This is a genomic window from Ruegeria sp. AD2(2025) (assembly GCF_056542385.1).
The window spans coordinates 171,106-183,485 of record NZ_JBQFZS010000001.1; the positions used below are offsets into that span (position 1 = coordinate 171,106).

At 62.5% G+C, this 12,380-nt stretch carries 9 protein-coding genes; 3 read left to right on the top strand and 6 right to left on the bottom strand.

Annotated elements, in window-relative coordinates; all coding sequences use genetic code 11:
* Positions 1-15 precede the first annotated feature (15 nt).
* From ACR1XV_RS00805 to ACR1XV_RS00815, 3 genes are all read right to left on the bottom strand, one after another.
* Positions 16-4,095, bottom strand: coding sequence for a translocation/assembly module TamB domain-containing protein (locus tag ACR1XV_RS00805; protein ID WP_480528364.1), 4,080 nt, complete (start codon positions 4,093-4,095; stop codon positions 16-18).
* Positions 4,095-5,900, bottom strand: a complete 1,806-nt coding sequence (locus ACR1XV_RS00810) for an autotransporter assembly complex protein TamA (RefSeq protein ID WP_480528365.1) — start codon at positions 5,898-5,900, stop codon at positions 4,095-4,097. The genes ACR1XV_RS00805 and ACR1XV_RS00810 overlap by 1 nt, the downstream gene beginning before the upstream one ends.
* Positions 5,901-6,025: 125 nt before the next feature.
* On the bottom strand, positions 6,026-7,249 hold the full coding sequence (locus ACR1XV_RS00815) for a urate hydroxylase PuuD (RefSeq protein WP_480528366.1): 1,224 nt from the start codon (positions 7,247-7,249) through the stop codon (positions 6,026-6,028).
* Between the two features lie 96 nt (positions 7,250-7,345).
* On the opposite strand from ACR1XV_RS00815, the gene ACR1XV_RS00820 reads away from it, so the two are divergent.
* Positions 7,346-8,260 carry a LysR family transcriptional regulator gene (locus ACR1XV_RS00820; RefSeq protein WP_480528367.1) on the top strand — a complete coding sequence of 305 codons (915 nt, stop codon included), beginning with the start codon at positions 7,346-7,348 and terminating at the stop codon, positions 8,258-8,260.
* A 143-nt stretch (positions 8,261-8,403) separates the two neighbouring features.
* Here the strand turns inward: ACR1XV_RS00820 and uraH are convergent, their stop codons facing one another.
* Entirely contained in the window at positions 8,404-8,760 is a 357-nt protein-coding gene (gene uraH, locus ACR1XV_RS00825; RefSeq protein WP_480528368.1) for a hydroxyisourate hydrolase, read from the bottom strand.
* Between the two features lie 165 nt (positions 8,761-8,925).
* Here uraH and puuE point away from each other — a divergent pair, with 165 nt between their 5' ends.
* Both puuE and ACR1XV_RS00835 read left to right on the top strand, forming a co-directional pair.
* Positions 8,926-10,344, top strand: a complete 1,419-nt coding sequence (puuE, locus tag ACR1XV_RS00830) for an allantoinase PuuE (protein WP_480528369.1) — start codon at positions 8,926-8,928, stop codon at positions 10,342-10,344.
* Complete coding sequence (locus tag ACR1XV_RS00835) at positions 10,341-10,826, top strand: ureidoglycolate lyase (RefSeq protein ID WP_480528370.1); 486 nt, start codon at positions 10,341-10,343, stop codon at positions 10,824-10,826. The genes puuE and ACR1XV_RS00835 overlap by 4 nt, the downstream gene beginning before the upstream one ends.
* Before the next feature lie 92 nt (positions 10,827-10,918).
* On the opposite strand, the gene ACR1XV_RS00840 is transcribed toward ACR1XV_RS00835, so the two are convergent.
* Positions 10,919-11,905, bottom strand: coding sequence for a type I glyceraldehyde-3-phosphate dehydrogenase (locus tag ACR1XV_RS00840; protein WP_480528371.1), 987 nt, complete (start codon positions 11,903-11,905; stop codon positions 10,919-10,921).
* Between the two features lie 55 nt (positions 11,906-11,960).
* Positions 11,961-12,284 (bottom strand): hypothetical protein, encoded by a 324-nt coding sequence (locus ACR1XV_RS00845; RefSeq protein ID WP_480528372.1) that lies wholly within the window; start codon positions 12,282-12,284, stop codon positions 11,961-11,963.
* Positions 12,285-12,380: the final 96 nt, after the last annotated feature.

Genomic DNA, 12,380 nt, shown 5'->3' on the forward strand with positions numbered 1-12,380 from the left:
GAACGGTTAGGGCCGTCAGTAGTCGCGTTCGAAGAAGATGCCCAGCCCGGTTTCTCCGCGGCCATCTACGGTGCCGCGCAAGGTGAAGCTGTCGGTGACGTCCAGATTCAGGTTCACCTCGGTATCGCCCTCGGTATTGACGGTGAAATCGGTATAGAGGTTGTCGCTGAGATATGCGCCCGCGCCCAGGCGGCCCGCGCCGCCTTCGGTCGCGCCGATGTCGACAGTGTCCAGACCTGTTGAATCCCGCAACCCCTTGGTCGCGTCCCCTCCGGCACCGCTGAGCTGGGCCAGGGATGCCGCCATCTGCGCGATGACAAAGGGCGACAACTCTGAGAACCGGTTACCGAAAAGCAGCATGGCCAACGCCTCTTCGGTGGGCCGCTCGGGGTCCGAGAATACGGTGACCTCGGGCGAGTCCAATGGTCCGGCGATCTCAATCGTGGCCGTGCCGTCCGAGGTGCTGGTCGAGGATTCGAACTCGATATAGGGGGTCAGGTCGCCCTGCAGGGTCACCAGACCTTTGGTCAGCGCCAGACGCCGACCCAGAATGTCGATATTACCGCGGATCAGTTCGATCTGCCCCGAGGGCACCACTGCCGTTGTGGTGCCACCGATCTGGATACGTCCGCCCAGCTCCGCATTCACCCCGCGCCCGCGCACAAAAACCGCCTTGGGGGCCAGAAGGCCGACATCCAGCGTGATACGGGAATTGCTTTGTGCGGCCTCCTCGCTTTTGACCAGATTGGCGCGTTCGCGGGTCACAAACCCCGCGCGGCTTTCGTTCAGATGCTCCATCGGCGGGATCGGGGCGGCACCCACGGCGCCTGCGGCGGCTGCCAGGTTGATGTTGGTCTCGCCGAAATTGATCTGCCCGGCAATCGCGCTGTTGCCCGCCAACGCTCCGGTCAGCGCGATCTGACCGTTGAGCGTGGTCTCATAGAGCAGCTTGTCGGTCAGAACCAGATTGTTGAGCGCGGTGGTGATCTGCGCATTGAAGGGCGGCGTCAGGTCGACGGGGCCAGTGACCGTAAAGCCTCCGCCCGCACGGACGCCGCCGCGCAGATCAATCGCCGCGCGGCTCTGCGCCAGCGTGACGGCCCCCGAGATGCCGGTGATCGTCTGACCCACCTCTGGCAGCGCCATCGAAGTGCCCGAGGTCGAGATCGTACCGCTGAGCGCGCTCAGCGAGGGGGCGCCTTGCAGGGCCAGATCGAAGCGCGCCGTGCCTTGCAGGCTGTTGGGCGAGATAAAGGCGTTGGCGATGCCGATATTGACCCCGCCTTGCATTTTCAGATCGGCGGTGCCGCTGGTTTCGTCAAACGTGCCTGCGACGGTGCTGTTGATCTGGGCTGGGCCTTCGGCCTTGGCGTCGATTGTCCATTTGCCCGCGTCCCGTTTTGCGGTGCCCGTGGCCGAGACGGTGCCGGGGAAATCGGGGGCAAACCGTTCGATCCGGTTGAGGCGGGCGTCGAAATCCAGATCGGCGGCACCATTTGTGTCGACGCTGCCCGACAGGCTGGCATACGAGCTTTCGGGCCCCAAAAGTCGCGCGGTGCCTTCCAGCCCCGAGCCGGTGGGGGCCACGTTTCCCTCCAGCCGCAGCGGACCGGACAAGGTGGGCGAGAGGCGGTTCATATCGTCCAGCGCCGCCGAAAAGGTCAGCCCGCCCGCGTCGCGGTCCAATTGGCCCGACGCATCGGCGGTCAGTGCCGTGCCGTTCAGCTGGAAAGTGCGGATGTTCAGGCCCTGATCGTTATTCACCGCGTCCACGTTCAGCGTGGTGCGGCCCTGCACCAGCCCGTCAACCAGATCGATACCGGTGCCGATATCATCCGCCGTAACATTGCCCTTCACATCAAAGGTCTTGCTGCCTTTTGCACCCTGACCCGCAAGATCGGCCTTGATTGACCCGGCCAACTCACGCCCCGCCAGCCCCGAAAACAGCGACAGATCGGGCGCGTTCACCTCGGCCGAACCATCCACTGCAAGCTCGCCCGTGGGATCATCGATCGTCGCCGCGACCTCGGCGGTCAGGGCTTTGCCATTGATCGTCGCGCTGCGAATAACGATCTGATCGTCCGAGCGCGCACCGTCAAAGTTGATCGTGGTGCGGCCTGTCAGCAGCGGGTCGATATCGCTTATCCCGGTCTGGATATCGGTGCCGATCACGCTGGCCTGCCCGTCGAATTCCAGCGTCTGAACGGTGCCCTTGCCATCCAGCCGGGCCTGAACGGCACCGGCCAGTTCGCGCTTGGCGAGGCCAGAGAACACCGACAAATCCGAGGCATTGACGTTGGCCTGCCCGTCGATCGAGACATTGCCGTCCGGCGTTGTGACCGTACCGCTGGCTTGTGCTGTCACCGCCTCGCTGGTGATAGCGAATTTGCGTATGGTCACGCCGTCCGTGCCGCGCTTGGCATCCAGCGTGATCTCGGTCTCGCCCGAGATCACCGGGTCGATATCGTCGCGCCCGGTGGACAGGTCGCGCCCGCTGACCACCACCTTGCCGTCAAAGCTGCGCTCAAGCGGTGAGCCGTTGCCCTGCACCCGAATCGAGGCCTCTCCGCCCAACTGCAGCTGCGCCAGATCCGAGAATCGCGACAGGTCGCTGGCCCGCAACGTGGCGTTGCCATCTACCTGCAGCCCGGTCGCCAGACCGCTGATCACCGCATCTGCGCCCAGCGTATAATCGCTGCCGACCAGTTCGAATCCCGACAGTTCCAGCGACTGGTCGCTGCCATAGTCGAACTGCCCGTCCAGCGTGATCTGATCGCCAATCGCCGTGCCAAGCGCCGGATCGGCCATCTCCAGCCCGTCCAGAACCGCCTGCAGGTCGCCATCGACCGACAGCCCATTACTCTGATCCAGCGCGCCCTGACCGGTGATGCGCGCGTGTTCCAGTTTCAGATTGGGTGTCGAGACAGCATTTGTGGTCAGGCTCAGGTCCCACAGGTTCCCATTCTCGGCATTGAACAGCGCCGAGATCTGCGCCGCGCCGATTGAGGTGTCGCCACCGCTGATGGGTAGCACGACACTGTCGCCCTCGGGCGGCGTGATCCGGCCCTGCAGTGCGGCCAATTGTAGTGCGCCGCCCGCGCCGAGGCTGAGTTGGCTTTTCAGCTCCAACGCCTGCGAGGTGATTTCGATGTCCGAGATATCCAGCGCGCCGTCGGGATGGGTGCGGCCATCGACGAACAGCTTGGTGTCGGTGCCAAAGAACGTGTCCATGCTCTCGGCCAGAAACGGCGTCAGGTCACCGCCCAAATCGGCGGTGAAGGCGATGCCGTCCGCGGCGGTCCCACCCTCTTCTGCGCTACGCAACCGGACCTGACCGGTGACGCGCAACTGCTGATCGCTGCTGAGGCCGATATCGGCGGTGAAATCGCTGACCGGGCCGGACCCTTTGGCCGTCAGTTCGATGGGCGGTGTGTCGGGCACGCCCAGCGCGGTTGCGATCAACCCACCCGAGGCTTCGGCAACGGTCAGGTCCAGATCGATCTGGCGGCTTGAATTGTCAAAGCCCGCCGTCAGGTCGATAGTATCCCCCGCCCGGTCCAGCCGATCGATATCCAGCGTGGTGTCCAGCGCACCGCCTGCCAGCGACAGGTTCCCGTTCACCTGCAGATCAGCCGCGACCCCGATCAGCGGCTCCCCCAGCGACAGGTCGTCTACGCGCAGCTCGCCGATCTCGATCGAGACCGGCAGCTCGGGCAGTTGAAACGGTTGTGTCTCGGTCGAGGGTGGGGGGCCCTCTTTGGTCGTCGTGCCGGGCGCCCGAGCGATATCGATCTCTTGCGCCGTCAGCGCGTTGACCGAGAAGCGGCCCCGCAACAGCCCCAGCCGGTTCCAGTCCAGCTCGGCGTTTTTGATGGTAAGCCAGACGCCTTCGTCATCGGCAACCGTGATCTCCTGTATGGTGGCGCGGGAACTCAGCGCGCCTTGCAGCCCGATCACGCGCACGTTCTGGTCGTCGCCCGACAGGGTGTCTTGCAGGAAACGCTCGATCATGCTGCCGCCGTCTTCGTCCTGCGCGGAAACGGGGGCGGCGAAAGCCACCGAGCTCAGCAGCAGGGGATATGCAACGCGACGCATCAAAACGCTTGCCCGATCCCAAGATAGAACTGCAGCCCAGCCCCGGTGTCGCCTTGAACCGGTACGGCAAGGTCAAAGCGCAGGGGGCCGAAACCACCCAGATCATAGCGGATGCCCAGTCCCGCGCCAGAATGTTCCTCGGACCCGCTGCCGATGAAGGACGAGGTGTCGACCACGCCGTAATCGTAGAACCCCACCAGCGAGATCGCGTCGGTTACGCGTCCGCGCACCTCGGCTGAAAGTCCCAGAAAGGATTTGCCGCCCGCGACCCCGTCCCCGATGGGAATGCCGAGGCTTTCGAAGGGCTGACCCCGAACCGTGCCCGCGCCGCCCGAGAAGAACAGAAAGTCTGGTGTGACCCCGTCCAGCGATGGCCCAATGACCGATCCCAGTTGCACCCGCCCGGCAAGCACCAGCCACCCGTTGGTGCCCAGATCGTTATAGGCGCGCCCGTCAAAGAACATGCGCAAACCGGTATCTGTTTCCGAAAACCCGATGAACGGCATCACCTGAGCGTCCAGAAAATACCCGCGGGTGGCGCTGACCTTGCTGTCGCGCTCATCCCATTCGGACCGGAACGGCAGGATGAAATACCGGAACTTGCGCCCGTCGCCAAAGGCGTCATCGGCGTCGGAATACTGAAACCCGGCCGAGGCTTCGGCATAGAGCCGGTCCGAGAACGTGCGCCGCGCGCCGTAAGACAACGCCGCGACCGAGACGTTGTAGTTCTCGGTATTGCGTCGCTCGAGAAGGGCGCTCCAGAAGGTGTTATCATCCGGGCCAAGCCGGTCGGGCTGATCCAGACGCAGGCCGATGCGCCCGTCGATATCCTCGGCCCCGCCGATATTACGGATGGCGGCCTCGAACCGCAGGCGTTCGGCACGACGGAACACGTTGCGGTGTGTCCATGTGGCCGTGACGTCGACCCCATCGCGCGAGGCGATCTCGGCCCCGAAGGTCAGGCGGCGGGGGGGCAGGTCCTCGAACGTGGCGTCAAAGTCCAGCGTGCCATCGGGATTGGGCGTATCGCGTTCCTTCAGCGAGACCGAGCTGAACGTCCCCGTACGGCGCAGTCGGGTGCCAACCTTCTGGACCTGCTCAGGAGAGTAGACTTCTCCACTCGGGAAGCCCGCGATGTCCCGGATCGACTTATGCTTAACATTGGTGTCACCCTGAATGATCATTTTGCCGAAGGTCAGGCGTGGCCCCGGGTCCAGATCAATCGTTGCGTCCAGCCGGGCTTGCGAATGGCGGGCTATTACCTTCTGATCCGCGACATCCGCCTTGGCATGACCATCGTCGCGCCAGCCCTGCACCCCGGCCAGTGCCGCGTCCCGAATTGCGCCGGTTGTGGCCAGCTTGCCAGTTGCAAAGTCTTCAGGCAGTACCGTTTCGGGCGCAAGGGGTTGAACCACGGCGGTGCCGAATTTGAACTTCGGTCCCGGCTGAACCGAGATCGCCGCTCGGCTGAACTGCGCCGGGACGTTCAGCGAGTTGATATTGGTCGCCTCCTGCCCGTCCAGCTTGATGCTGACCACGGGGCTGAAATACCCCTCGTCATACATGATCTGAACGATGGTGCGGTAATCCGACAGCGCCGCAGACAGGATTTCCAGCGAGGTATCGAGCCCGCGCGATTCCGACGTGAAGACTGAAGAGGTCTCCTCGAGCCGGTCTACAATATCTTTCGAGGCCCCTGGTACGGACAGCGTGGTTTCAAGTGCCGCGGCAAGGGTGGGGGACAGGGCGACCAGCGTGCCGTAAAGCCAGCATCTCAGAACGCTGCGCGGTCTGCTCCGGATCATTAAACTGGCTCCAACTGCCCCAAGTCGAAATCACTTTGGCCGCGATGTGCGTTCGTGCGGCTTGTTAGGTTCTTGTTAGAGCATCTGATGGCGCGCAGGGGAAGCACTAAACGCGATTTTTCGGCCTAGAGGTCCGCGTTGCGGAACCAGCGAATGATCGCGGCGCGGTCTTCGGGCTCCATATAGGTCACGTTTGCGGGGGGCATGGCGTGGGTGACGCCGGATTGCAGATAAATCTGCTGCGCGTTGCGGGCGATGTCGGCTTTGGTTTCCAGCAGCACGCCCTTGGGCGCCCACAGGATACCCTCCCACACAGGCTCGCGCGCGTGGCACATCGAACAACGGCCCAATACGATATCATGCGCGTCTTCGAACCCGTCGGCTTCGGCGAATTTCTGTTCATAGGGTGTGAGTGCGGCAGCCTCGGCCTCGTCCAGCGTTTCGTGCATCGTGGCGGTCGAAAGCCACATGATCGCAAGGAAAAGCAGCGCGGTGACGGCCCATGTCCAAGTCGGGTTTCCGGCGCGGGCGTGGCGCGTGTTGAAGTAGTGCCGGATGGTGACGCCCATCAGGAACACCAGTGCAGCGATGATCCAGTTGTATTCGGTCGCAAAGGCCAACGGGTAGTGGTTCGACAGCATCAGGAACACGACCGGCAGCGTCAGGTAATTGTTATGCGTTGATCGCAGCTTGGCGATCTTGCCGTATTTCGGATCCGGCGTGCGCCCGTTTTTGAGGCCGTCCACCACGATGCGCTGGTTCGGCATGATGATGAAGAACACGTTGGCGGTCATGATCGTGGCCGTGAACGCGCCCAGATGCAGCATCATCGCGCGCCCGGTGAAGATTTGGTTGTAGCCCCAGCCCATGACCACCAGCAGCACGAACAGCAACACCATCAGCAGGGTCGGGCGTTCGCCCAAGCCGGATTTGCACAGGTAATCATAGATCAACCAGCCGATGGTCAGAGAGGCAGCTGAGATCAGAATACCCTGCCACAACGCCAGATCGACCTTTTGGGCGTCGATCAGATAAAGCTCTCCGCCAGCCCAATAGACGATCATCAGCAGCGCGGCGCCACTGAGCCAGGTCGCGTAGCTTTCCCATTTGAACCAGGTCAGATGCTCTGGCATCCGTTCCGGGGCGACCAGATATTTCTGGATGTGGTAAAAGCCGCCGCCATGTACCTGCCATTCCTCACCATCCGCCGGGCCGGGGATGTTGCGGTTCAGACCAAGGTCCAGCGCGATGAAATAGAACGAGGATCCGATCCAGGCGATTGCGGTGATGACGTGCAGCCAGCGCACGCCAAAAGCCATCCAGTCCCAGAACACGGCAAAGTCGTACATGAAAGCTCTCTCCGATCAGTTGCCGTCACACTAGGCAAAGGGGCTTTTCTTCGGTATTCCCGTATATTGTCAAACTGTATCAAAAAAAACGATAAGATGTCCTATCTCGACAATATCCGCACCTTTGTTCGCGTCTACGATCTTGGCAGCATGTCCGCCGCCGGGCGAGACCTGCGGATTTCACCTGCGGTGACCTCGGCACGCATTTCTCAGCTGGAGGATCATCTGGGCGTCCGCCTGTTTCAGCGCACCACGCGGAACCTATCGCCGACCGAGCAGGGCAAAGCCTTTTATCCCGGCGCGGTGGCTGTACTGGATGCGGTGGATGAGGCCGAGGCTCAGGTCACCCACCTGACCGAAGCACCGCGCGGTTCGCTTTTCGTAGCGGCTCCGCTTGGCGTGGGGCGGAGGCTGTTGGCCCCGTATGTGCCTGATTTTCTGTCGGAATACCCCGAGATTGACGTGCGCCTGCGGCTGACAGACCGGTCGGTCGATCTGACCACCGAAGGGTTGGATCTGGCGTTTTTCATCGGTCAGCCAGAGGACAGCACCTTGCGCATCCGTAAAATCGCCGACTGCCAGCGTGTGCTGTGCGCAGCGCCGGACTATGTCGCGCGACGGGGGACGCCGGTAACTGGCGCTGACCTGATCGCCGACAAACACGAATGCCTGAACCTGCGCTTTCCCGGCGCGACCGAATTTCAGTGGATGCTGGACACATCCGATGGCCCCAAGCGGTTCGCGGTGTCCGGTCGGTTCGAATGTGATGACGGGGACGTCCTGACCGATTGGGCGCTGTCGGGGCAGGGCATCGCCATGAAGCCGGTGTTCGAAGTGTCAGATCATCTGAAAGCGGGCCGTCTGGTGCCCGTAGCGACCGAGACCCCTCCGGTGCCGGTGCAGATGGCGTGTCTCTATACGCATCGGCGTCATCAGGACCCCAAGGCGCGTTTGTTCATGGATTTCATGATCGAGCGCATCGGCAAGGTGGTCCGCGCCTCGGAACACTGAACCAAGATGCGCTCCCGCCCCTGTTTGTGCCGTTCCGGCACCGCACAGCGTTGGGCCGGGCGCTGCGGCCTTGCCGCAGCGCGGTTGCGCCTTTGGTCAGCGCGTTGCCAGATGGGCCAGATCGGACCGCGCCGCGCCCGCGCTCAGCTGCCGCGATATGTAGAGTAGCCGTAGGGCGATAGCAGCAGCGGCACGTGGTAATGCGCGCCTGGGTCGGACATGCCGAACCGGATCGGAACCTGATCCAGAAACAAGGGCGCTTCGCCGTCCTGACCGGTGGCGCGCAGGTAATCTCCGGCGAAGAAGATCAACTCGTACGTCCCGGTTTCAAACACATCCTGCGGCAGGATCGGGCTGTTGGTGCGCCCGTCCGCGTTGGTCTCGGTCTCAGCGAGCTTGTCACGGGCGTCGCCCGAAATCCGGTACAGCGCAATGCGCAGCCCCTCGGCCGGGCAGCCGCGCGCCGTGTCCAGAACATGGGTCGTCAGATAACCTGCCACGGGGTGTCTCCTTTGAATTGCCTTTCGGTTTGTCACAGTCTGGCGCAAAGTTGAAAACAGTGGAAATGCCGAAAGAACCGGAAACAGCGTTCGGATTGATTTGATAATCCCGCGCGGTTTTCTGGTTTAAGGCTGTCGGGAACAGTAAACGAATTGGAACACACCATGCAGCCGCCGCGTTACCCTCGGGACCTGATCGGATACGGAGCCACCCCGCCGGATGCCAAATGGCCGGGCGGCGCGAAACTGGCGGTGCAGATCGTGCTGAACTACGAAGAAGGCGGCGAGAATTGCGTTCTGCATGGCGATGCCGCGTCCGAGGCGTTTCTGTCCGAGATCGTCGGGGCCGCGCAATGGCAAGGACAGCGGCATTTGAACATGGAATCGATCTATGAATACGGCGCGCGGGCCGGGTTCTGGCGATTGCACAGGTTGATGAAGGACCTGCCGATCACGGTCTATGGCGTCGCGACCGCTCTGGCGCGGTCCCCGGATCAGGTTGCCGCCATGAAATCCGCCGGGTGGGAGATTGCCAGCCACGGGCTGAAATGGGTCGAACACAAGGACATGCCCGAGGATGAGGAGCGCGCACAGATCGCCGAGGCTATCCGCCTGCACACCGAAGTGGTCGGGGAACGTCCGCGCGGGTGGTACACGGGGCGCTGTTCAGAGAATACGGTTCGTCTGGTGGCGGAAGAGGGTGGGTTTGCCTATGTCGCGGACACCTATGCCGATGATCTGCCCTATTGGATGCAGACCGGGGGGCGGGATCAGTTGATCGTTCCCTATACGCTGGACTGCAACGACATGCGTTTTGCCACGCCGCAGGGGTTCAATGCGGGTGATCAGTTCTATTCCTATCTCAAGGACAGCTTCGATGCGCTCTATGCTGAGGGCGAGGCCGGTGCACCGAAGATGCTATCGATCGGCCTGCATTGCCGTCTGATCGGGCGACCGGGGCGGGTCATGGCACTGAAACGCTTTCTGGATTACGCGCGCGGGTTCTCGGATGTGTGGTTTGCGACGCGCCTGCAGATTGCGGAGCATTGGGCCAATACCCATCCTCCGATGCAAAGGCCGAGGCCTTCGCAAATGGACCGAGAGGCGTTTGTCGCAGCTTATGGGGGCATTTTCGAGCATTCAGCATGGATCGCGGAGCGCGCCTTTGATCTTGAGCTTGGCCCGGCGCATGATATGGCGGGCGGGCTGCACAATGCTCTCGCGCGGATGTTCCGTTCGGCTTCTGAGGCGGAACGGTTGGGCGTGCTGACTGCGCATCCCGACCTCGCGGGCAAGCTGGCTCAGGCCAAGCGGTTGACGCAGGAAAGTACGTCCGAGCAGGCCTCGGCGGGCTTGGATGCGCTGACGGATGAAGAACGGGCGGCGTTTACTGAACTGAACCAGCGCTATACCGAGAAATTCGGGTTCCCGTTCATCATTGCGGTGCGGGATCATGACAAAGCCTCAATCCTGCAAGCCTTTGAGCGGCGGATCGATCAGGATCGGGATACGGAATTTGCTGAAGCCTGCCGTCAGGTCGAACGCATTGCCGAGTTTCGCCTGCGAGACCTAGTGCTGTCATGACTCGTATCGTGGTTGAGCCGATCTCGGCTGAGGCATTCGCGCCGTTTGGGGATCTGATCGAGGTCGCGGGAGAGCCCGACAAGATCATCAATCAAGGGCAATGCGGGCGGTATCACGACCGTGCGGCGTTGGAATTTGCGGACGGTCGCGCGGGGCTCAGCCTGTTCAACGCCAATCCGCGTGCGTTGCCCTATCGGCTAGACATGGTCGAGCGGCATCCCGACGGCAGTCAGGCGTTCATCCCGATGACACAGCAGCCGTTTCTGGTAATCGTCGCGCCGGATGAGGGCGGGCGGCCAGCGCGACCACGCGCCTTTGTCACCCAGCCGGGGCAGGCGGTGAACTATCATCGCGGCGTCTGGCATGGTGTTCTGACTCCGCTGCATGGGCCCGGGCTGTTTGCGGTGGTGGACCGGATCGGGGCGGGCGATAATCTGGAAGAATTCTGGTTCGAAGACCCTTACGAAGTGACCGAAGGCTAAACCGAGACGCTCCCGCCCGGTCCGGGTGCATCAAAGATGCCCCTCGGGACCCGTTGGGCCGGGCAGCGCGCGGGCAAGCCCGCCCGCTGCGGTCAGGCGTCGGCCATCAGGCGGGCCACATCCAGCATCCGGGCTGAGAAACCCCATTCATTGTCATACCAGCCGAAGACGCGGGTTTGATGTTCTCCGATCTGGCGGGTCTCGGGGCCTGCGATGATCAGAGATTCAGAACGTGCCCTCAGGTCGGACGAGACGAGAGGGTGATCTGTCCAACCCAGAACCTCGGAGGTTGCGATTGCTGCGCGCAGCGCGTGGTCAAACTGTTCGGTGGTCATGCCGCGTTCGAGCGTCGCCACGAGGTCAACCGCCGAGACGCTTGCCGTCGGAACCCGCACCGCCGCGCCCGAGATGCGCCCCGCGAGGTGGGGCAGGACCACATCAATCAGATGTGTGGCGCTGGAGGTTGTGGGCACCATCGACAGCGCCCCGGCGCGGGAACGCGCGAGGTCTCCGCGCGGGGCGTCGATCATGGGCTGGCTGTTGGTATAGCAGTGGATGGTGGTCATATGGGCTGACACCAGCCCGCCCATCGTGTCGAGCAGCTTGACCAGCGGGGCCAGACCATTGGTGGTGCATGACGCATTGGACACGATCCGCGCATTGCCCAACTGGTCCTCGTTTGCCCCCAGCACCACGGTCAGCTCAGCCGCGGGAGAAGGGCCGGAGATCAACACCTTACCAGCACCCGCGCTCAGGCCGCGGCTGGCGACATCCGACGTCCGCGCGATGCCGGTGCAGTCCAGCATGACGTCGACGCCAGACAGGTCCACCCGCGCCAGATCGGTGCTGTGCGACATCGGGATGATACGCTCATCAATGACCAGCGCGGCATCCCCGCAAGCGACGGAACCGGGGTAAGGGCCGAAGGTGCTGTCGTATTGAAACAGATAGGCGCAGGTCTCGAGCGGCGCGATATCGTTGATCAGCACCAGTTCGATGTCCGAATGCTGCGGCAGGCTGAGGACCTGACGCAGAATCGTGCGGCCAATACGGCCGAATCCGTTGATCGCAATTCTCATGGCCCAGCTATGGCAGGCCGGTTATGCGACCTCAATGATTGGATTGTACCAATTTTCAGCCGCAGCTGACCTGCGAGAAAAACTGGCCCGAGATGTTCTGATACATGCTGGAACGGATCACCTTGCAGCCGGTCGCCTGCTGGATCGCGGCAATCGCCTGAATGGTACGCAAACGGGGCGGAGGGCCGAACGGGTTCAGATTGTTGTTGTCGCGCGTCGCCCGGTAGACCACAGGAGCATCCGAGACCTGAGTGACCGCCCAGGTGCGGCTCATGACGGAGACGGATTTGGTTTCCTCCTTGGCTGCGACCGGGGCCGCGTTAAATGCCGTAAGGCCAAGGGCGGTTGCCAGTGCAATCGTCGTTCCGCGCAGTAACATCGAACTATCTCCAGTGCTGAAATCTTATGTGATTTCATCAGATTCCAGCGATTCTGGGAACCCCTGCAGGGCAATTTTCCGCTACAGCAGGCCGCG